The sequence below is a fragment of the Pseudomonas sp. LF020 genome (assembly GCF_053456425.1).
Genome location: NZ_JBRFIX010000002.1, coordinates 495,122 through 515,966, shown reverse-complemented (window position 1 = coordinate 515,966; position 20,845 = coordinate 495,122). Strand labels below are relative to the sequence as shown.

The following is a 20,845-nucleotide window of genomic DNA, read 5'->3' as shown; positions in this document are numbered from 1 at the left end:
AGCCATTTGCGCTGTGTTTAACGATTCATTCCAACGCTTTGAGTCAATCAAAAACGTCATCTAGCTTTCTGCGGGTCGGTGCAACGATTGCATCGGCCTTCATGAATAGAGGCAATCAAGATGGCTGTTCCACTGAAAGACTCGGAAAGCAGTAACAACCTCCCGCAGGCGGTACTTCACCTTATCTCCGGACAATACCCGGGCGTTGCGCGCGACGCCGGATTGTTGACCAGAGAAGACGTGATCAAGATCAAGCAGTACGTGAAAAAAGGCCTGTCACTGCCCAGTGAATTGCCGGAAGTCGAGTCGTATCTGAAGTACAAGACGATCAACGTAGCGGGGCTGGAGCCGGCCGACATTCAGGTGTTGTTCAAAAAGATCCGCATTCATGCCTCGAGTTGGGATGCGGTTGAAAGCAAGATCATTCAGCAAAGTATCGATCTTTCCTCGGCGGCGAAAAACATCGTCAGCAGTGGCGGGGAAATCATTTCGGTGATCAAGGAAATGCCCATCATGGATCGGGTCAGGGCTACGTTGGGGCGAATGACCGGCAATGATCTGGCCGATATTACTTACACCTCGGACGATGGTGAAGTAGCCTCGGCGGTGACTGAAATCATCAAGTTGATGAAGACCGATGTTCGGCGCCAGCAAGGCGCCACGCGGGAACTCAAGGATCGCATTTCCAACTTCAAGATCGAACTCTCGGGTGGCGATTTGTCGAGCGGCAAGCGGGTGTTCGGTTTGCAGTCGGAAGTGAAGGGCAAGTACGACCTGATGGAGCGCAACAACCTGGTCGAGTCGATCGCCAGTACCAGGCAGACCATCAAGGAGAAGAAAGAACGAATCACCCAGTTGGACAAGGATTACGACTATTACGTCGGTATGTCTTTTTCTGGTGGACTGCCGATTTTCTGGCCGATTTCCGGTTCGATCTTCGGCCCCAAGGCCGAGACTGCGCGCAAGGAGCGCAACGCACTGAAGGCTGAGGTCGATGCGTTACAAGAAAGTGTCAGCGGCAAGGAAAGCCTGCAAAGCGCAATTGAAAGCTCGATGTCGAATTTCGGCGACATCGGCATCCGCATGGCGGGCGCAGAGGCGGCGCTGAACATCCTCAACACCATGTGGCAAACCATGCTCAGCAAAATCGATTCGTCGGCGCAGCAATTCGAACGCATCAACGATGCCCAGCGCCTGACCACGTTTGTTGCCGATTTCGCGCTGGTGATCGACCCGTGGCGTGACGTGAAGAGCACCGCCGGTGAGTTGGTGGCTACCTTCAATGAAGCGCTGGACGAATACAAAAAATCGTTCAACTGATTACTTATCTGCTGTGAGGATTATTGCCATGAACGGCGTGACACCTATCAATACCCCGCATTTCCCGACGGTCGACGTTAAGAACATTGTGCAGACCATTCGCGATATCTCGACGCTGGCGCGTTTTCGCAACGTTCGGTCCGAAGTTTTACAAGAGCGCGCGCAGCAAGTCGCCGCGTACCTGAACAACACTGATCAATCATTACGCGAAGCTTTTCCGATCCTGCTTACTGCACTGAGTAATGCATCCGGCGACAACTATTTCGCTGCGCTGGATGAATTGCGCGATGCCTTGAGCCGCGACGATCTGACTGACGAAGATCGCAGCCTGGTCAACGGCGAAATCCGCAACCTGAAAAGTAATGTCGAAGCGATGCTCGAACGTGTCGAGGCGCGATTTGCCGAGTGTGCGCAGCGTCTGGAACAGGATGTGCGCAGTGTCTACAACGTCGAAATAGGCGAGCGAGCCAGTGAACCACTCAATGTCGCCAAGGAGCGCAAGGCGCGGATCCTGACGCATCTGAATGAGCACAGCCATAACAAGGCAACGTGCGTTGAGCAGCGCGACACCTTGATCAAGGCCCAGGATGTAATTCGCGAATTCAACCTGGCGGATATGTACAAGAACTACATTCCGACGAACAAGGAACTCGACAGCCTCGACATGGAAAACCCGAAAAAGGAAGCGGTGAAGCAGGGCATTGAACTGGTGCGCAAGGTCTTGGGCGTGGTGTCGGACGGCATCAAGTACAGCGAACTGGCGAAGTCACGCGATCATCTGGACAAGGAGATCCAGAGCATTTCCCAAGCAATGGACGCTCTTAACGCCGATCTGCAAGTGGCTGAAGATGTGCTGGCGGATGCCAATGCGGTCGTCGAAATCAGCCGCCGACGCAGGGTGGCCGGTGAGGAAATCATGACAGTGGCTAATATCTGGAGAGGTTTTGCCGTGGCACTTGAACGACTCACGGAGACGGATTACGCGCCGGGGGATCTGTCTTTGATGGTCAAGCGGTATCGTGATCATCTGCAGTCATTGAGCGCTGACTACAACGCGATGATGATCAGTTAAGGACGGGGCGCGATTAATCAATTGATTGATCGCGCTTGTTGCAAAATTCGGCGATTGAGCTGCTATCGTCTTTTAACTCCACTAAATAGCCGTTTAGTAGAGCTATCAGTGAATTGACCTGCGAATCAACGGAGCAGACGATGAATCGAGGCAAGACAGATGTCAGGGACGTGATTGCCAGGCTGGACCTGCAGCCTCATGTAGAAGGTGGCTATTTCCGCCGGACTTTTCAAGCTGATCAACGCGCCATGTTGCAAACCGCCGGTGGCCCACGTTACCTGATGACTTCGATCTATTACTTGCTGACTGAAGATTCGCCGGTGGGCCAGTTTCATTTCAATCAATCGGACATTCTGCATTTCTACCATCTGGGCGATCCCATCGAGTACAGCTTGATCCACGCTGACGGCTCGCTGGAAACGCTGGTAATGGGCAACGACATTCTGGCGGGACAACATCTGCAAATGCACGTGCCTGGCGGAATCTGGAAAGCTTCGCGCCTGCTGAATGGAGAACATGGATTTGGTTTGATCAGTGAAGCCGTGTCGCCGGGATTTGATTTTGTGGACATGGAGATGGGTGATCGACGGCAACTGATTGCGCGATTTCCACAGCACCGGATGCTGATTGAGAAGCTCACGCGGGATGATGATTGAGGTTTAGGAATTCAAAGCAATGTGAAGGTCGTGAAACGAGAGGTTTCAGAGTGAGGTTCTGGATTGAAATGTGGCGTGCAACCGGGTTGATCTTGAAACATCTTGTTACGTGTAATGTATATTATGTTAAACCGTGTATTACGCTACGCGCCTTCCTGCACCAATGTCTCTCTCACTTCAACAATCACCCCAGCACCCTATAAATCTCAGAAACCACCTGCATCGTAGCGTCTTCGATGGTTCCCTCATTACGGCACAGAACCCAACCGTGCTCCTTGACCGCTTGCTCGAACATCTCTGTACACGCCACATGCTCTGCGTACTTCTGAATCACAGTGCCGCCCAATCCTCGCGCTCGTGTCGCAGCCCTTGTCCATGAAATATCCGGATCGGTGACGACGCCAACATGCAGGTCCGGCACTCGCACGTCTCGATCCAGGTTCAACTGGAGAATCTCGGCAAACGGGATAGTTCGGCGAAACGCGGCATCTGACGGATACCAGCGATCGATGAGGATGATGCTGTCCAGCGGCTGCTCCGTCAGCACGTTTCCGGAAATCCAGCGCCGACTTTCAGCCAGGCGCTGGCACACAGCCCATTCCAGATCCTCGGAAGGATTTCTGGCAAGCGCGTTGATCAGGGCCATGGTTTCACCCCGGAAAGGATCGCTTTTTCTCTCGCACAGCCGGATGACTTTCTTGTTGCCGGCCCTCAGTGCCGTCGTAACGGCCTCCAACAGCGTGGTTTTGCCGGTGCCTTTGGGCCCATCCAGAGAAACAAACAGCGGATGATTCATTGTTCACATAACCATGTTTGTGGAGGGCCACTCTAACCGCATTCCTGGCATTCCAATGGCTGAATTGTCATTTCCAATGGCATGGCCCTGCCCTCACCCCGGCCGCCCGCTGTCATGAGCTTGATGTTCCGGACATCGAGTACAGCCAACACCTGCGACGTCTGCAATAATGCCGACCACAGCGGCGCGAAGGCATATCGAGTGCTCGTGCCCACATCTGCTTTTCGGGTTTGGAGGACTTCATGCAGGACATTATTGACGGCTTTCTGCGCTTTCAGCGCGAGGTTTATCCGCAACGCGTCGAGCTGTTCAAGCAGCTCGCGACAGAACAGAATCCGAAGGCGTTGTTCGTCACCTGCTCGGACAGCCGTGTGGTGCCGGAACTCCTTACGCAACGCGAACCGGGCGAACTGTTCGTGATTCGTAACGCCGGCAACATTGTGCCGTCTTACGGCCCTGAACCGGGTGGCGTCTCGGCCACCGTCGAATATGCGGTCGCCGTGCTTGGCGTACAGGACATCGTGATCTGCGGCCACTCGGACTGCGGGGCGATGGGCGCGATTTCACGCTGCACGTGCCTGGATCATCTTCCGGCGGTGGCTAACTGGCTACGTCACTCGGACGCCGCGAAAGCGATCAACGCAGCGCATGAGTTCGACACGCCCCGCGCCAAGCTGGATGGTCTTGTGCGTGAAAACGTGATCGCGCAGCTGGCGAATCTGCGGACTCATCCATCGGTGGCCCTGGCGCTTGAACAGGGGCGGATGAATCTGCACGGCTGGGTCTACGACATCGAGGCGGGATGCATTGATGCTCTGGATGGCGCGACACGCAAATTCGTTTCGCTGGCTGATTCGCCGACCACCGTTGCGATCGCAGCGCGTAACGGCAGACAGATGTGATGGCGACGAGCGATCGGTCGTTAAATCCATAACGTCCATGAAAGACCGGTTAAAACAAAGGGCCCCGAGGGGCCCTTTCCTTTAATTCAATTTTCCAGTTTTTCAACGTCTGCTGAAAAACTGGCCACTCACTCAGCGACGGAAAATTCGGTTTATCAGGATCAATGCCGCAGCACCTATCGCGATTGCAGCGATCGGTTTTTCTTTAACGAAGGTCGACACGTTATCCAGCGCATCGCCGTAGGTTTTAGTCAGCTGTCCAGCTGCTTGATGTCCAGCACCTTCGGCTTCCATCTTCGAATCACCCATCAATTTCCCGACCGCGCTCTGCGCCTTGCCAGCCAACTTTTCCGCTACACCTTCTACCTGTTCACTCTTCATGATTCATAAACCTTCTTTCAAGTGGGAAGCTCTGAGTCTCGACAGAAAAATTGACTGGTGGCTGTGAGGTGGAGTTCCATCAAATGACAAAGCCAGAGGCCAGGAATCAAGAAATCAAGAAGACGCCGAGGATGAACAGTAGCCAAGCCGGTGGGTGTCCTCAGCTTTGCAAAAGCTGTTTGGTCATCACCATCGACGTCTGCAACGACTGCCCCGTGCGCTGCAGTTTGTTCAACAAACTGGCGCCCAACCAGAGTTGGTAAAGGGTTTCTGCCAGTTGCCGAGCGTCGGTCTTCGGTACGCTGTTATCCAACTGCCCTTCTTCCAGGCATGTCGTGATCCGCGCAACGATGCGCTCGGCGCCGTCGCGCAAGGTCAGGCGCATCGACTCGGAAAGGTCAGCGACTTCCGCGCTCAACTTCACCACCAGGCATTCATCACCATGGCCTTCCAGGGTGCAGCGGTTCTGCCAGCCCTGCCAGTAATCCATCAGCCGCTCATAGGCACTGAGCCCAGGCAGAGTCAGGCGCCGCTCCATGTCCGCCAGGTAGCCGACAAAGTAATCCTCCAGCAGCGCCTGGCCGTAGAGTTCCTTGGATTTGAAGTAGTGATAGAACGAGCCCTTGGGCACACCGGCGGTCTGCAGGATCTCGCTCAGGCCAACGCTGGTGAAGCCCTTTTCGGCCATCATGCGGTGGCCGGTGTCGAGCAGGTGTTGGCGGGTATCGTCGTAGGTCGGTTTCATGGGGCGCAAAATACCAAACATTAGACCAGTCGTATATTTCTGATGAGCAGGAGTTTGCCACAGTGATGGCTCGGAAACACCGGCGTAAAAATTTACTAGACGACCGGTCTAATACAAATCTATTCTGTGCCCGTCACTCCTTCCGAGGTGTCGCAGACGAACCCGTCGAGGACACCAGACCAATACAGGGCGCTCTATGAAAATCTTGATGGTTCTGACTTCCCACGATCAGCTTGGCAACACCGGCAAGAAAACCGGCTTCTGGCTCGAAGAGTTCGCGGCCCCCTACTACGCCTTCAAGGATGCCGGCGCGCAGATCACTCTGGTATCGCCGGCCGGCGGTCAGCCACCGCTCGATCCGAAAAGCGATGAGCCCGATGCGCAAACCGCTGAAACCGACCGCTTCCGCCAGGATCCTGCCGCTCAGCAGGCGCTGGCCAATACCGGGCGTCTGGCGGACGTCAGCGCCGAGGATTTCGATGCCGTGTTCTATCCCGGTGGCCATGGCCCGCTGTGGGATCTGGCCGAAGACAAGCACTCGATCGCGTTGATCGAAGCCTTCGACCGCAGCAACAAACCTCACGGTTTCGTCTGCCATGCGCCGGGCGTTCTGCGTCACGTGGTGGCTGCCGATGGCAAACCGTTGATTCAAGGCCGGGACGTCACCGGTTTCACAAACGCTGAAGAAGCCGCTGTAGGCCTGACCGATGTCGTGCCGTTCCTGATCGAAGACGAATTCCAGCGTCTCGGCGGCCGCTACTCCAAGGTCGCTGACTGGCAGGTTCACGTGGTGACCGATGGCCAACTGGTGACGGGTCAAAACCCTTCCAGCTCGGCAGCCGTCGCCGAAAAACTGCTGAAGCTTTTGGCCTGAGCCCTCCAGCGTCCAGACACCGTGCGCATCCCGCACGGTGTTTTTTTACCGAATCACTAGTCGACTGGTCTAATAAGACCAAAACAGGAATCACATGAAAAACAGCCCTTACTTCACCCCCGTCAACCTGGGCCTGCACACCCTGAAGAACCGTATCGTCCTGCCGCCCCTCACCCGCCAGCGCAGCACGCAACCGGGCAATGTCGCCAACGCACTGATGGCCGAGTACTACCAGCAACGCGCCGGTGCCGGTCTGCTGGTCACCGAAGGCACGCAGATCGAGCCTCGCGGTCAGGGCTACGCCTGGACTCCCGGCATTCACACCCCGGAACAAATTGCCGGATGGCGCACAGTCACCGAAGCGGTTCATGCAAAGGGCGGCGTGATATTCGCCCAGCTCTGGCACGTCGGTCGTGTGTCCCACACCGCGCTGCAACCCGATGGCGCGGCCCCCGTATCCGCTTCTGCCATCGCCACCGAGCGGGTCAGCGTGTTCATCGAAACTGCGCCGGGCGCCGGCGAGCTGGTTACGCCATCCGCGCCGCGAGCGCTGAGCACCGATGAGGTCCAGGAACTGGTTCAGCTCTATATACAGGCGGCGCGCAATGCGATGGACGCCGGCTTCGACGGAATCGAACTGCACTGCGCCAATGGCTATCTGGTAAACCAGTTCATTTCTGCCCACAGCAATGTGCGCACCGATCAGTACGGTGGCTCGCTGCACAATCGCCTGCGTTTTCTGCGCGAAGTGGTGTCGGGTGTAGCCGAGTGCATCGGTAAAGAGAAAGTAGGCGTGCGTTTCGCGCCGCTGTTCACCACCACCGAGGAAGCGCGCACCTATCTGGGCATGGTCGAAGAGGACCCGCACACCACTTACATCGAAGCGATCAAAGTGCTTGAGGATGTGGGCATCGCCTACCTGTCCATCGCTGAAGCGGACTGGGACGACGCGCCCGCGATGCCGCCAACGTTTCGCCGTGCAGTGCGCGAAACCTTCAGTGGCGCGATCATCTACGCCGGGCGTTACAACGCTGAATCCGGCGCGCAATTGCTTGAATCGGGACTGGCTGATCTGGTGGCTTTCGGTCGACCATTCATGGCCAACCCGGACCTGCCGGCGCGCATCGCCAATGACTGGCCACTCAGTCCACTGAATCCCGCAACGGTCTACGGCGGCAATGCCGAAGGCTATGTGGATTACCCGACCTACAGCGAATAATTCCGCGAATTCGCACAGCGCTCCCACTCACCGGGAGCGCTTCCCCTTCTCCTCCGCCACACCCGCAACCTCGCGCGCTGCGCTGCGAGATTTTCGCATCTGCACTAAAAAGATTGCCGACTCATTGTCAGGTGGTTTTTTTCAGCCTATCTTGAATAATACCTATACAACACATCAATACGCGTACAACTTATTGTCAATGCTCAGGTCGGGGCGAAAATCGCATGGCTTGCTGTCGGCAGCATTCAAGCTGTATTCAGCGTCAATGACTTGCTGCACAGACTTTAGGTTTTGCTCTCATACAAGCGTCATAAACCTGTACAGACACTTTACGCCGTACAAGCAGCTAATTCACTTCAGCACGAGTGCATTCAGGGAGTAAGGCCATGACCCGATTTCTGCTGTTACTGGCGCTGACACTCGGCGTAGCGAGCTGTGGCAGCGTGGATGTCAGCCACTATGCCGATCAGCAACCGGCGCTGGACCTGCAGCGCTTTTTCAGCAAACCCGTGAAAGCCTGGGGGATGTTTCAAAAACGCTCAGGGGAAGTGGTCAAGCGCTTCGAGGTCAACATCGTCAGCCACCGCGAAGGCAGTAACCTGATTCTCGATGAGCGCTTCCTGTACAGCGACGGCACGCGCCAACGCCGCGTCTGGACCCTGACGCCCGAGGGCCAGGGGCGCTGGAGCGGGCGTGCGGGTGATGTGGTGGGGGTCGCCACAGGCCAGGTCGCCGGCAATGCGCTGCACTGGCGTTATCGCCTGAATCTTCCGGTTGATGGCTCGACCTATGAAATGAGCATGGACGACTGGATGTACCAGATGGACGAGGACACGCTGATCAACCGCACCAGCATGTCCAAACTCGGTGTTGAAGTCGGCCAGGTGAGCTTGTTCTTCCGTCGCGTTGACGCCGGTCACACTGAATGAACGTTACTCGCCGTTTGTGCCTGGTGCTGGGCGATCAGTTGTCCTTCGATCTGGCTTCATTGCAGATGCTCAATAGCGAACGCGACACTGTGCTGCTGGTCGAGGTCATGGAAGAAGCCAGCCATGTGCCGCACCACCCGCAAAAGATTGCCCTGATCTTCAGCGCCATGCGCCATTTCGCCCAGGCACTGCGAGACCGGGGCGTTCGTGTCGAATACGTGGCCCTGGATGATCCGCACAACAGCGGCTCGGTGCCGGGGGAATTACAGCGCTGGCAACAGCGGTTGCAGGCCGAGGAAGTGCACGTCACCGAGTGCGGGGACTGGCGTCTGGAGCAATCGATCAAGGACTGTGGTTTGCCCGTTTACTGGCACGCCGACACGCGCTTTCTATGCAGTCGTGCCGAATTCTCTGACTGGGCCGCCGGCAAAAAGCAGTTGCGCATGGAGTTCTTCTATCGCGAGATGCGCCGCAAGAGTCGCCTGCTGCTCAATGGCGACGGCACGCCAGTGGGCGGCGCGTGGAATTTCGATGCAGAGAACCGCAAGTCCCTGCCCAAAGGCGTGAAAGCCCCCTACCCGGTTCGCTTCAGCAACGACGCCATTACCCATGATGTACTCGCGCTGGTGAAGGCGCGTTTCAGTCAGCATTACGGTGCACTCGACGACTTCAACTACCCGGTCACCCACGCCGACGCGCAGGCGCTGTGGGAATACTTTCTCGATTATGGCCTCGCAGGCTTCGGCGACTATCAGGACGCCATGGCCAGTGACGAACCGTTCCTGTTTCATGCGCGTATCAGCGCCGCGCTCAATATTGGCCTGCTGGATTTGCGCCAGTTGTGCAGCGACGTCGAGTCGGCCTATTGGGCCGGCAGGATTGCCCTGAATGCCGCCGAAGGCTTCATTCGGCAACTGATCGGCTGGCGGGAATATGTGCGCGGCGTGTACTGGCTGAAAATGCCGGACTACGCACTGGGCAATGTATTCGGCAACGACCGGCCACTGCCCGAATTCTACTGGACCGGTGCGACGCAGATGAACTGCATGCGCCAGGCCATCGGCCAGAGTCTGCAGCACGCCTACGCGCATCACATCCAGCGGCTGATGGTCACCGGCAATTTTGCCCTGCTCGCCGGCATCGCGCCGAGTCAGATCTGTGAGTGGTACCTCGCGATCTACATGGACGCCTTCGACTGGGTCGAGCTGCCCAACACTTTGGGCATGGTCATGCATGCCGATGGCGGTTACCTCGGTTCCAAACCTTATTGCGCCAGTGGCCAATACATCAATCGCATGTCCGATTACTGCCGTGGGTGCGCCTACAAGGTCAGCGAAAGTACCGCGGACAATGCCTGCCCGTTCAATGCGTTGTACTGGCATTTTCTGATGCGCCACGGTGAACAACTGCGCGGCAATCAGCGCATGGCAATGATGTACAAGAACCTCGACCGCATGCCGCCAGCCAAGCAGGAGGCGCTGTGGCAACGCGGGGAGAACCTGTTGGCGCGCCTGGATAACGGCGAATCGATCTGAAATGAGCGCTCGCTTGCGCGGGTGGTGAAACTTAAGCACAACGCGCCCGGTCAACGGATGATCGGCGCTCGAGTCCCCCGCGAGCGCGACGTTCACTGCTCGCGTTGTGCCTACGCGCTCTATGAAGCCAGCCCCTGAACATTCAATAAAGCAGGTCACATGGATACCCTTGAACACCTTAGTCGCGAAGCGCTTGAGTCAGAGGTAAGGCGATTGCGCGCGGCGCTTCACAGCACTCAGGTCGACACACAGGTCGTTGACCTCGATCGCGACATGGCGGCGCAACTGCAAGCCAGTCGGGATGCGCTCGCCCGCAGCGAGGCACGCTTCATCACCATTCTGGAAACCATCGAATCGGCGTTCGCCATCGTCAAGGTCAAATTCGACGCCGAGGATAAACCCGTCGATTACTACTTCGTCGAAGCCAACCCGGCGTTCGAACACCAGTGCGGGGTCAACTTGCGCGGCAAGTGGGTGACCGAGTTCGCGCCCAATCTGGAAAGCTTCTGGTTTGAAACCTACGGCCACGTGGCCAAGAGCGGTGAACCGGCGAACTTCGAGAGCTACGCCAACACCTTCGAACGCTGGTTCGACGTGCGCGCGGTGCGAGTCGGCGATCCGGCCGACCGGCAGATTGCGATCCTGTTCAACGACGTCACCCAGCGGCGCGACGCCGAGGAGCGTTTGCGTGCCAGTGAAGCGCTGGCTCGGGAGAACGTCGAGCGTGTGCAACTGGCGCTCGCCGCCGGTGCGATCATCGGCACCTGGCACTGGGACCTGCTCACCGACCGTTTTGCCGTGGACGAAGCGTTCGCCCGGGTGTTTGATCTCGACCCGGCGCTGGGCCGCGAAGGGCTCAGCCTCGAACAAGTCATGGTGACTGTGCATCCCGAAGACCAGGATGGACTGACCACCGCGATCAACGAAGCCATCGGCCGTGGTGGCGCCTACTCCCACCAGTACCGTGTGCGCCGCACAGACGGCAAATATCAGTGGATCGAGGCCAACGGCCGTGTTGAGTGTGCCGATGATGGAACGCCGCTGCGCTTTCCCGGCGTGCTGATCGATGTCGAGGAACGGCGCAATGTCGAAGCTGAGCGCGACCGCGCCATCGCCGCGTTGCGCGCGCTCAACGATACGCTGGAGCAGCGCGTGTCATCGCGCACTTCAGAGCTGATGCAGGCCGAAGAGAAACTGCGCCAGTCGCAGAAAATGGAGGCCGTCGGCCAACTGACTGGGGGCCTGGCGCATGACTTCAACAATTTGCTGGCGGGCATTTCCGGCGCGCTGGAGTTGATGGGCGCGCGCATCAGCCAGGGCCGGCTGAATGAGGTCGACAAGTACATGGTGACCGCCCAGGGCGCGGTCAAGCGCGCCGCCGCCCTGACCCACCGCCTGCTGGCGTTTTCCAGACGCCAGACCCTCGATCCGCGCCCCACCGATGTCAACACGCTGATGACCGGCATGACCGAACTGATCCAGCGTACGGTCGGCCCCAGCATCGTTCTGGAAACCCTCGGCGCGCCGGGGCTGTGGCCAACGCTGGTGGATGCCAGCCAGTTGGAGAACGCGCTGCTTAACCTGTGCATCAACGCGCGCGACGCGATGCCGGACGGCGGGCGCATCACCATCGAGACAGCCAACCGCACGCTGGACTGCGAGACGGCGCGCACCCTGGACATGCCCGAGGGCGAATACCTGTGCCTGTGCGTGACCGATACCGGCACCGGGATGACCGCCGATGTCATCGCCAAGGCCTTCGATCCGTTCTTCACCACCAAACCGTTGGGCCAGGGCACGGGGCTGGGGTTGTCGATGATCTATGGTTTCGCCAAACAGTCCGGCGGCCAGGTGCGCGTGCATTCGCAGGTCGGCCAAGGCACGGAGATGTGCATTTACCTGCCTCGCTACCACGGCGAGCCCGTGCCGAATCAGGATCACAAGGACAACACGCCGGCCGCCTTGCCCAAGGCTGGCGAGACTATTCTGGTGGTGGACGACGAGCCTACGGTGCGGGCGCTGCTGACTGACGTGCTCGGCGATCTCGGCTACACCTTGATAGAGGCCGCTGACAGTGTGGTCGGACTGAAGATGTTGCGCTCGGACATTCACATCGACTTGCTGATCACCGACGTCGGCTTGCCGGGTGGCATGAACGGTCGGCAACTGGCCGATGCCGGCCGGGAAATCCGCCAGAACCTGAAGACCCTGTTCATCACCGGGTACGCGGAAAACGCGGTGATTGGTGCCGGTCAGCTTGGCCCGGACATGCAGGTGCTGACCAAGCCGTTTGCCGTCGACACGCTGGTGGCGCGGGTCAGCGACCTGCTGGCGATGAAATCCGAATGAGCGACCGTTGCGGCGCTGTAATCCCAGAGAAAGTGGCTGCGGCCAAGGAGTGATAAATGGTGACGTTTCTGATTTTTCTGATCGCGTGCGGCGCTGCAGCGACTACCGGGGTGATTTTCAAACCAGGGCCATGGTACGAAGCGCTGAACAAACCCGGTTTTACCCCACCCAATTGGGCGTTTCCGGTGGCCTGGACCATCATCTATCTGTTGCTGGCCTGGGCCGGTTATCGCTTGAGCCTGATTCCTGGCAGTCAGACGGTTCTGGCGCTGTGGGCCGCGCAAATTGCCTTGAACACGTTGTGGACGCCGGTGTTCTTCGGCGCGCATCAGGTGGCCGCTGCCATGATGATCCTTGTGGTGCTGTGGCTGGTGGTCGCGGCGATGGTGTTCTTGGCGTTGCGTCTGGATTTGATCACCGGGTTGATCCTGTTTCCGTATCTGGCCTGGCTATGTGTGGCGGCGGCGTTGAATTTCTCGATTCTGCGCAATAACCGCGGCTGATGGCGACAGCTGTCATAACTCGCATTTTTTCTGACAGAAAGGCTTATTTACAGGCACACAAAATATCTTCCAGCCCCTTGAAAGCGCAGGTCCCCGCTCAGGACGGGGATTTCGCAATGAACAACAGTTCATTACTGAATTAGTGATTTAACTAGGTAGTTACCTATCTATATAATGCACGCCTCATTTCAACGGGACATTCAACGTGAAGCAGAGTCAACGCCTCTCGGGCATATCAAAATTCATTCTGGTCGGGCTGGGGGTGATCATCGCCCTGCTCGGCCTGGCACTTGCGGCTGGCGGAGTGAAGCTGGTCAGCCTGGGAGGGTCGTGGTACTTCCTCGTGGGCGGTCTGGTGATGGCCGTTTCCGGTCTGCTGATCGCTCGCTACAAGACGGCCGGCGCCTGGCTGTTCGCGGCGTTTCTGTTGGGGACAGCGATCTGGGCGGTGAGCGATGCCGGGCTGGTGTTCTGGCCGGTGTTCTCGCGTCTGTTCATGTTCAGCGCCGTGGGTCTGGCGGTGACGCTGGTCTACCCGCTGCTCAAACGCGCCAATGGTGGCGTGCCGGGTCGCGGTGCTTATGGCGTTGCTGCGGTGCTGGCCGTGGCACTGGCTATGGCTGCCGGAAACATGTTCGTCGCGCACCCGACCGTTGCCGCCACCGGCACTGGCCCGGGGCTGACTCCGGTGGAGCCTGAGAAAGCACAGAAGGACTGGGCGCACTACGGCAATACCGAAGGCGGCAGCCGCTTTGCTGCGCTGGACCAGATCAACCGCAACAACGTCGACAAGCTGAAAGTGGCGTGGACCTACCACACCGGTGACGTCGCCGAGAGCGATGGCAACGGTGCCGAAGACCAGCTCACCCCGCTGCAGATCGGCAACAAAGTGTTCATCTGCACCCCGCACAACAACCTGATCGCGCTGGATGCCGACACCGGCAAAGAGCTGTGGAAGAACGCGATCAACGCTCAGTCGAAAGTCTGGCAGCGTTGCCGTGGCATGGCCTATTTCGATGCCACCAAGGCCATCGCTCAGCCAAGCAACTCGAGCATCATCGAAGCCAAGCCGGCCCCAGCCGCCAATTGCCAGCGCCGTCTGCTGACCAACACCATCGACGCCCGCCTGATCGCGGTCGATGCCGACACCGGCGAGTTCTGCCAGGGTTTCGGCAACAATGGTCAGGTCGATCTGAAGGCCGGTCTCGGCGATGTGCCGGACAGTTACTACCAGCTCTCCTCCGCGCCGTTGATGGCCGGTACCACCGTGGTGGTTGGCGGTCGCGTGGCCGATAACGTACAGACCGACATGCCGGGTGGCGTGATCCGTGGTTTTGACGTGATCACCGGCGCCATGCGCTGGGCCTTCGATCCGGGCAATCCGCAGGACAAACAGGCACCGGCCGACGGCAGCACGTATGTGCGCAGCACGCCGAACAGCTGGGCGCCGATGTCCTACGATCCGGCGACCAACACCGTGTTCCTGCCGATGGGCAGCTCGTCCACCGACATCTATGGTGTCGAGCGCAGCAAACTCGATCACACCTACGGCGCCTCGATCCTCGCGCTGGACGCCACCACCGGTGATGAACGCTGGGTGTTCCAGACCGTGCACAACGATCTCTGGGACTTCGACCTGCCAATGCAGCCGAGCCTGATCGACTTCACCAAGGACGGCAAAACCGTTCCGGCGCTGGTCATCGGCACCAAGGCCGGGCAGATCTACGTGCTCGATCGTGCCACCGGCAAACCGTTGACCGAGGTTAAAGAAGTCCCGGTCAAAGCCGCGAACATCCCGAACGAACCGTACTCGCCAACCCAGCCAAAATCGGTGGGCATGCCGCAGATCGGTGCCCAGCACCTGACTGAATCGGACATGTGGGGCGCGACCCCGTACGACCAGTTGCTGTGCCGGATCGATTTCAAATCGATGCGTTACGACGGCCTGTACACCGCGCCGGGTACCGACAAATCGCTGAGTTTCCCGGGTTCGCTGGGCGGCATGAACTGGGGCAGCATCTCCACTGACCCGGTGCACGGCTTCATCTTCGTCAACGACATGCGCCTGGGTCTGTGGATTCAGATGATCCCGTCGCAGAACAAGGCTCAAGCGTCGTCCGGTGGCGAAGCGTTGAACACCGGCATGGGCGCGGTACCGCTCAAAGGCACGCCTTACGCGGTGAACAAAAACCGCTTCCTGTCGGTGGCCGGCATTCCTTGCCAGGCTCCGCCGTTCGGCACCCTGACCGCGATCGACATGAAGACCCAGAAAGTCGCGTGGCAGGTTCCGGTCGGCACCGTTGAAGACACCGGTCCACTGGGCATCCGCATGCACCTGCCGATCAAGATCGGTCTGCCGACCCTCGGCGGCACTCTGTCGACCCAGGGAGGCCTGATCTTCATCGCCGGTACCCAGGACTTCTACCTGCGCGCCTTCAACAGCGCCAATGGCGAAGAAATCTGGAAAGCGCGTCTGCCGGTCGGCAGTCAGGGCGGCCCTATGACTTTCGTTTCGCCGAAGACCGGCAAGCAGTACATCGTCATCACCGCTGGTGGTGCGCGTCAGTCGACCGATCGCGGTGACTACGTGATGGCTTACGCCTTGCCGTAAACCGCAGCGTCCGTGTTGAACGCGGGCGCTTTCTTTTTGCGCGCGGCACCTGAGGGTGCCGCGCCGCTTTCCGATATCGCTACCGCTTTGAGCAGGAAGATCTCCATGTTTGGTTTTACTCGTAACGGCTGGGTCAACGGCGTGCTGTTGGGCCTGACCTGCAGCGCCACCCTGCCCGCCTTCGCCGATACCGATTCAAACCTGTTGACCCGCAACACCCTGACCGGTGACTGGGGCGGTCTGCGCCAGCAGATGGACCAGGACGGCATCAAGTTCACCGGCGATTACACCGGCGAAATGGCTTACAACGCCGATGGCGGCCTGCACCGCTCCGGCCGTTACTCGCAGAACATCAAGCTCGGCGCGCAGTTCGACCTGAGCAAGTTGTATGGCGTGGAGAACGCCGGCAAGGTGCAACTGACCATCAACGACCGCCGTGGCAACAGCGCTTCGGAGGATCTGGTTGGCAACCGTCTGCCGATCCAGGAAAACTACGGCGGCCTCTACACCCGCCTGACCGAACTGAGTTACGAGCGCAGCCTGTTCACCCCAGCGCTCAACGTGAAGCTGGGTTACATGGCCATGGGCAACGACCTCGGCGGCCTCGACAGCGGCATTCTGTGCAACTTCATGAACGCCGGTTTCTGCGGCCATCCGCTGAACATGTCCGGCGGCAGCGGCTGGACCAACTACCCCAACGCGCACCTGGGGGTGCGGGTGAAATACGACTTGTCGCCGTCCTGGCAACTGCGCGTGGCGGCGTTCAATGTCGACCCGGAAAGCAACGGCAACTCCAGCCGCGCCTGGCATCTGGGCCCGAAACACACCACCGGCACCGTGGTGCCGATCGAGCTGGTGTACAAGCACGCGGGCCAATTGCCCGGCGAATACAAGCTCGGTTACTACTACGACAGCTCCGACGTGAAACGCATTGGCAGCGACAAGGAAGTCTCCGGTCGCGGCGGTCATTACTCGCTGATCGATCAGGCGGTGTGGAGTTCGCCAACCTCCGAGGGCCGCAGCCTGCATGCGTTCGGCCAATACTCGGCGGCCAGCGAAGCGGCTTCGCCATTCAGCAAGTGGTACGGCACCGGTCTGGTGCTATACAAGCCGTTCGAAGGTCGCCCGCGTGACACCGTCGCCCTGGGCTACGGCCGCGCCGTGCCTAATCCGCGCAGCCGCGACTTGCAGCAGGACGCCGCCATGGCCAACGGCACGCAGTTTCCGAATCTGGACAGTGGCGAGCAGTTGATCGAACTTGGCTACGGTTATCAGGCCACGCCTTGGCTGACACTGCGCCCGAACCTGCAATACATCATCGAGCCGGGCGCTTTTTCCGGGCAGGACATCGACAATGCGTTGGTGTTTGGTTTGCAGGTGAAAGCCTCGCTCTGACTTCTGGCAGAACTGCAGGCAATAAAAAACCCGGCGTAATGACCGGGTTTTTTATTGCCTGAAAATTGTCGTAACCAAGATGCTCACTCGACACCGAACCTTTACCCCCAAACCTGCGTCCGAGCTAGGGCGTTAACGCTTACCGCTCGCCACGAGGTTTCCGTTTGAAAGCTGCCATCGTCAAAAAATACCGTCTGATCATCAAGACCATGGGCTACGTGGGCTGGTCGCTGTTCTGGCTGTTGCTCTGGGACATCGCCGTCACCGTCGACTTCATGTTGTTCCTCAACGCCAAGATCAACCTGCCGCTGATGCCGCTTACGCTGCTCGGTTCAGCGCTGGTGGTGTTGATCAGTTTCCGCAACAGCAGCGCCTACAACCGTTGGTGGGAAGCGCGCACCCTTTGGGGCATGATGATCAACAGCTCGCGCAGCTTCGCCCGGCAGGTGCTGACGCTGCTGGATGATCCCGATAACGAAGTGAACCCGGTGAAAGCGACGCTGTTGCGCCGTCATGTGGCCTACGTCAATTGCCTCGCCGCGCATCTGCAGGGTCAGCCTTGCCCGGAAGAAGTCCGCGCGTTCATCCCGGCGGATGAGTTCGCCCGCAGCGGCACCACCAACAACTTTGCCAACGACATCCTCACCGGTTCCGCGGCGTTGCTGGCCCGGGAATACAAGGCCGGGCGCCTCGACAGCATTCGGCTGGCACGGCTGGAATCGACGATGGTCGAGCTGTCCAACAGCCAGGGCGGGATGGAGCGAATTGCCAACACACCGCTGCCCTACCCCTATGTGTATTTTCCGCGCCTGTTTATCTCGCTGTTCTGCCTGATTGTGCCGGTGGGGCTGGTGGAATCGCTGGGTTGGTTCACGCCGCTGGCCTCGACGGTGGTGGGCTTCATGCTGCTGGCGATCGAACGCATCGGCACTGACCTGCAAAGCCCGTTTCGTCACAGCGAACACCAGATCCAGATGGAAGCCCTGTGCGAAACCATCGAGAAAAACCTGCAGTCGATGCAGCGTGATTCGTTGGGGGATGCGCGCAGGGTTGAAGAAACGGCTTGAAGATCGATTTGAGGGACGCCAGGGCGTAAAGCCCTGGCGAGTCGCAGGTATTACTTCTTCTTTTTCGCCGGCTTGTCAGCCTTCTTTGAATCCTTGGCCTTTTCCGGCTTGCTATCGGCTTTTTTTGCAGACTTTTTCGGTTCGGCGTCTTTCTTCTTGTCTTTCTTGTCGGAGGACTTGGAAAGCGCCGAAGCTGCCGCTGATTTCTTTTCCGGCGAGGACTTTTTGTCTTTCAAGTCCTTGCTGGCTTTCGAAGCATCGTCTTTTTTGCTTTTCTTCTCGTCTTTAGCCACGTTGACCACCTCTCGGAATGTGCCGGTATTGGCACCGAGCCTGTGCGATTGATCACAAGCTGATCGTTAGGCGTGGGCGTTCGGGCGGGGTTCAGATTATTTAGAGTTGGAGAGCGTTTAACCAAGAGGCCAGCAATTTTTGAAGTTGATTTCAATCAGGCCGGCAAATAGCCCATGGAGGCGCAGGGGTAAACTTTGACTCGATCCACTGTTTGAAAGCTATTACCACGGCGCTGGGAAACTTGGCTGACGGCCTGACCAGGTAAACCCCACCAGCGGTGTCGAGTTGCCAGTCCGGAAGAACGTGAAGCAATTTTCCTGCAGCAATGTCATGGCGCATCAGCCATTCGCCGGCGCCGAGTATCCCTGAATCAGCGCAAGCGGCGGCAAGTAACGATTCGCTGTCGTTGGCCGTGAGGTTTCCTTTTGGCGCGACTGTTTGCAACTCGCTGCCGCGAAAAAGCCTCCATTGCGGAAAAGACGCAAGGCCACTAAAGCGAAGGCAATTGTGCTTGATCAGATCGTGTGGATGGTCGGGCATGCCATGCTTTCCTATGTAAGCGGGCGAAGCGCCGAGGATCCGGCGGTGGTCACTTAACCGTTTGGCGATTAGTCGGTTGTCTTCCAGTTCTCCGATTCGGATCGCAGCGTCGAATCCTTCGTCGATGATGTCGACCAGGCGTTCGCTATAGTCTGCGAGGATCGAAACGTGCGGATGTTCCTTGAGAAACTCCGGCAACATCGGACCAAGCCAGCGCCGTCCCATGGCTGCCGGCAGTGCAAGCCGCAACGTTCCTCGAACTTCGCTGGCACCTTGCGTCGCCTGCTGTTGCGCTTCATTCATCAGGTTGATGGCCGAGCGCAGATGCTGCTCAAGCTTGGCACCTACTGGCGTAATTCGAACCTGACGGGTTGAACGCTCGACGAGACGCACACCGAGGCGCTTTTCCATGGCGGCCAGTCGTTTCGATACGACGGTTGGGTGTCGCTGCAGGAGCCGACCTGCAGCGACAAACGAGCCTTGGGAGGCAACGGCCAGAAACGCAGCGATTTCGTCACTGTGCTGACTATTCAGAACATCAAGATTCATGGTTTTAGAATGATCGCCCCCGATGACTGCCCCGACTCCAATGCCGCATGCGCCTGCAATGCATCTTTCAGAGCGTAGCTGGCCCAAATCCTGGGCTTGATAATACCTGCGCCTATGGCGGCCAGCACATCCTGCGCCCGTTCCTGGTACTCACAGGCACTGGCAGTATGTGCTGCCAGTGAAGGACGTGTGAGGAACAGCGAGCCTTTAGCATTGAGCGTCGACAGTTCTACAGCCGAGGGCGCACCTGACGAGGCCCCGAACGAAACCATCAGCCCGCGTGGCCGGAGACTATCCAAAGACGCCTGGAAAGACGCACGACCAATAGGGTCGTAGACCACGTCAACCTTTCTGCCCTGGGTAAGACGGCTGACCTCAGACGCCAGGTTGTCGGCATTGAATACCAACACCTCATCACAACCGGATCTCAGCGCTTTTTCGACGCTGGCCAGTTTTGAAACCACACCAATCACTGTCGCCCCCAAGTGCTTGGCCCATGGCACCATGATTTCCCCCAATCCTCCAGCCACGCCATAGATGAGAACTGTGGTGCCCTGTGCCACTGGATAGGTGGTTTTTAACAGGTACTGCGCAGTGATGCCTTTGAACATGACAGCTGCGGCATCATCGAACGACAAGGCGTCGGGTATCTTCACCAGTCGCTCGGCTGGATAAAGTCGGGCCGAAGCATATGAGCCAATGGGCCCAGTAGCATAAGCGACCCTATCACCAACGTGCACATTGCTGACGCCCTCACCCACGGTGACGACTCGCCCGGCCCCCTCCAATCCGAGTCCGGATGGCAGCGCAACAGGCACCGCACCCTTGCGTTGAGTCACATCGAGGAAGTTGACCCCGATGGCGTCCTGTTCAATCCAGACCTCACCTGGCCCGGGCAGTTGTTCGCTCAACGTTTCCAGACTCAACACATCAGGCGCGCCGAACTGATTAAAGCGGATAGCGGATACCATGGTCGTTTCCTCTAAGGTCAGAAGTCTTCCAAACAGATGCCGCTAGTGTGAGAACTGACTTGCCGACGAACAAGACGGGCTGACTGCACGACATTAATGCATGATTTGCAGCAATAACATCATGGAATGGAGCGCTG

General features: G+C 58.3%; 20 protein-coding genes. 13 read left to right on the top strand and 7 right to left on the bottom strand.

Features of this window, described 5'->3' with window-relative positions; genetic code table 11:
• The first annotated feature begins 120 nt into the window (after positions 1-120).
• From ACU680_RS06320 to ACU680_RS06310, 3 genes are all read left to right on the top strand, one after another.
• A complete protein-coding gene (locus ACU680_RS06320; RefSeq protein WP_448178968.1) occupies positions 121-1,320 on the top strand; it encodes an alpha-xenorhabdolysin family binary toxin subunit A in 1,200 nt (399 codons plus the stop codon).
• Entirely contained in the window at positions 1,283-2,392 is a 1,110-nt protein-coding gene (locus ACU680_RS06315) for an alpha-xenorhabdolysin family binary toxin subunit B (protein WP_448178967.1), read from the top strand. Before ACU680_RS06320 ends, ACU680_RS06315 begins: the two co-directional genes overlap by 38 nt.
• 140 nt (positions 2,393-2,532) lie before the next feature.
• On the top strand, positions 2,533-3,048 hold the full coding sequence (locus ACU680_RS06310; protein ID WP_448178966.1) for a cupin domain-containing protein: 516 nt from the start codon (positions 2,533-2,535) through the stop codon (positions 3,046-3,048).
• Between the two features lie 184 nt (positions 3,049-3,232).
• Here ACU680_RS06310 and ACU680_RS06305 read toward each other — a convergent pair whose 3' ends face one another.
• A complete protein-coding gene (locus ACU680_RS06305) occupies positions 3,233-3,844 on the bottom strand; it encodes a dTMP kinase (RefSeq protein ID WP_448178965.1) in 612 nt (203 codons plus the stop codon).
• 242 nt (positions 3,845-4,086) lie between these two features.
• Here ACU680_RS06305 and ACU680_RS06300 point away from each other — a divergent pair, with 242 nt between their 5' ends.
• The gene (locus ACU680_RS06300; RefSeq protein ID WP_007967157.1) at positions 4,087-4,746 is read left to right on the top strand and encodes a carbonic anhydrase; all 660 of its coding nucleotides are present in this window, start codon (positions 4,087-4,089) and stop codon (positions 4,744-4,746) included.
• Between the two features lie 132 nt (positions 4,747-4,878).
• Here the strand turns inward: ACU680_RS06300 and ACU680_RS06295 are convergent, their stop codons facing one another.
• Both ACU680_RS06295 and curR read right to left on the bottom strand, forming a co-directional pair.
• Positions 4,879-5,127: a CsbD family protein gene (locus ACU680_RS06295; RefSeq protein WP_007967156.1), complete on the bottom strand. Its 249-nt coding sequence runs from the start codon at positions 5,125-5,127 to the stop codon at positions 4,879-4,881.
• A 160-nt stretch (positions 5,128-5,287) separates the two neighbouring features.
• Entirely contained in the window at positions 5,288-5,872 is a 585-nt protein-coding gene (gene curR / locus ACU680_RS06290) for a TetR family transcriptional repressor CurR (protein WP_367084536.1), read from the bottom strand.
• A gap of 196 nt (positions 5,873-6,068) precedes the next feature.
• Here curR and ACU680_RS06285 point away from each other — a divergent pair, with 196 nt between their 5' ends.
• The 7 genes from ACU680_RS06285 (at position 6,069) to ACU680_RS06255 (ending at position 15,892) form a co-directional block, all read left to right on the top strand.
• Positions 6,069-6,746, top strand: coding sequence for a type 1 glutamine amidotransferase domain-containing protein (locus ACU680_RS06285; RefSeq protein ID WP_448178964.1), 678 nt, complete (start codon positions 6,069-6,071; stop codon positions 6,744-6,746).
• Between the two features lie 94 nt (positions 6,747-6,840).
• Positions 6,841-7,965 (top strand): alkene reductase, encoded by a 1,125-nt coding sequence (locus ACU680_RS06280; RefSeq protein WP_448178963.1) that lies wholly within the window; start codon positions 6,841-6,843, stop codon positions 7,963-7,965.
• A gap of 386 nt (positions 7,966-8,351) precedes the next feature.
• On the top strand, positions 8,352-8,894 hold the full coding sequence (locus ACU680_RS06275) for a DUF3833 domain-containing protein (protein ID WP_448178962.1): 543 nt from the start codon (positions 8,352-8,354) through the stop codon (positions 8,892-8,894).
• Entirely contained in the window at positions 8,891-10,429 is a 1,539-nt protein-coding gene (locus ACU680_RS06270) for a cryptochrome/photolyase family protein (RefSeq protein ID WP_448178961.1), read from the top strand. Before ACU680_RS06275 ends, ACU680_RS06270 begins: the two co-directional genes overlap by 4 nt.
• A gap of 159 nt (positions 10,430-10,588) precedes the next feature.
• Positions 10,589-12,778: an ATP-binding protein gene (locus ACU680_RS06265; RefSeq protein ID WP_448178960.1), complete on the top strand. Its 2,190-nt coding sequence runs from the start codon at positions 10,589-10,591 to the stop codon at positions 12,776-12,778.
• A 59-nt stretch (positions 12,779-12,837) separates the two neighbouring features.
• Complete coding sequence (gene tspO, locus ACU680_RS06260) at positions 12,838-13,281, top strand: tryptophan-rich sensory protein TspO (protein ID WP_448179132.1); 444 nt, start codon at positions 12,838-12,840, stop codon at positions 13,279-13,281.
• Positions 13,282-13,486: 205 nt separating this feature from the next.
• Positions 13,487-15,892, top strand: a complete 2,406-nt coding sequence (locus ACU680_RS06255) for a glucose/quinate/shikimate family membrane-bound PQQ-dependent dehydrogenase (RefSeq protein WP_448178959.1) — start codon at positions 13,487-13,489, stop codon at positions 15,890-15,892.
• On the opposite strand, the gene ACU680_RS06250 is transcribed toward ACU680_RS06255, so the two are convergent.
• Positions 15,877-15,999: a hypothetical protein gene (locus ACU680_RS06250; RefSeq protein ID WP_448178958.1), complete on the bottom strand. Its 123-nt coding sequence runs from the start codon at positions 15,997-15,999 to the stop codon at positions 15,877-15,879. The two genes, ACU680_RS06255 and ACU680_RS06250, sit on opposite strands and share 16 nt — an antisense overlap.
• On the opposite strand from ACU680_RS06250, the gene ACU680_RS06245 reads away from it, so the two are divergent.
• Together ACU680_RS06245 and ACU680_RS06240 are read left to right on the top strand one after the other, a co-directional pair.
• Positions 15,998-17,287: a carbohydrate porin gene (locus ACU680_RS06245; protein ID WP_448178957.1), complete on the top strand. Its 1,290-nt coding sequence runs from the start codon at positions 15,998-16,000 to the stop codon at positions 17,285-17,287. The genes ACU680_RS06250 and ACU680_RS06245 overlap by 2 nt on opposite strands.
• A 164-nt stretch (positions 17,288-17,451) precedes the next feature.
• Positions 17,452-18,354 carry a bestrophin family protein gene (locus ACU680_RS06240; protein ID WP_247841812.1) on the top strand — a complete coding sequence of 301 codons (903 nt, stop codon included), beginning with the start codon at positions 17,452-17,454 and terminating at the stop codon, positions 18,352-18,354.
• A 50-nt stretch (positions 18,355-18,404) separates the two neighbouring features.
• Here the strand turns inward: ACU680_RS06240 and ACU680_RS06235 are convergent, their stop codons facing one another.
• The 3 genes from ACU680_RS06235 to ACU680_RS06225 all read right to left on the bottom strand — a co-directional run bounded on the left by ACU680_RS06235 (position 18,405) and on the right by ACU680_RS06225 (position 20,708).
• A complete protein-coding gene (locus ACU680_RS06235; protein ID WP_007967139.1) occupies positions 18,405-18,647 on the bottom strand; it encodes a hypothetical protein in 243 nt (80 codons plus the stop codon).
• 151 nt (positions 18,648-18,798) lie between these two features.
• A complete protein-coding gene (locus ACU680_RS06230) occupies positions 18,799-19,737 on the bottom strand; it encodes a LysR family transcriptional regulator (protein ID WP_448178956.1) in 939 nt (312 codons plus the stop codon).
• On the bottom strand, positions 19,734-20,708 hold the full coding sequence (locus ACU680_RS06225) for a quinone oxidoreductase family protein (protein ID WP_448178955.1): 975 nt from the start codon (positions 20,706-20,708) through the stop codon (positions 19,734-19,736). Before ACU680_RS06225 ends, ACU680_RS06230 begins: the two co-directional genes overlap by 4 nt.
• Positions 20,709-20,845: the final 137 nt, after the last annotated feature.